Origin of the sequence: Hymenobacter terricola, assembly GCF_017921975.2 — a bacterium.
Lineage (GTDB): Bacteria > Bacteroidota > Bacteroidia > Cytophagales > Hymenobacteraceae > Hymenobacter > Hymenobacter terricola.
In genome coordinates, this window is sequence record NZ_JAGEMO020000131.1 from 1 (window position 1) to 435 (window position 435).

At 69.4% G+C, this 435-nt stretch carries 1 protein-coding gene; it reads right to left on the reverse strand.

All coding sequences use genetic code 11. The annotated features are described in order from the left end of the window. Window positions 1–48: 48 nt before the first annotated feature. A partial coding sequence (locus tag J4G38_RS26760; protein WP_226163937.1) for a T9SS type A sorting domain-containing protein occupies window positions 49–435 on the reverse strand: 387 nt, incomplete at its 5' end.

Sequence of the window (435 nt, forward strand, 5' to 3'; positions counted from 1 at the left end):
AGCCGGCGATTGCCGGCTCTTTTTACTTGTTGAATAACGAATGAGAACCTATTCCAGCACGACTTTGCGGGTGAGGACCTGCCCGGCCCCCGTGATGCGCAGGGTGTAGAGGCCGGCGGCCAGGGAGCGGGTGTTCAGCGTCTGCTCCGCGGCGCCGGTCAGGCCTTGGGTGAGCACGACCTGGCCCAGGGCGTTCAGCAGCGCGGCCCGGCCGTTGCCGGCCAAGGCGCCGAGGTGCAGGGTGAGCTGGCCCGTGTTGCTCGGGTTCGGGTAGACAATCAGCGCGTTGGCGTCGGCCGGTGCCCGGCCGCTGGTCGCCACCAGGCTGGTGCCGGCAATGGTAAAGGCGCCCGTCGCGTCGGAGCTGCCGTAGCCGCTCACGGCCACGTAGTAGCGCTGGCCCGCCGCGAGCCCGTTGACCGCAACGGGTCCGGA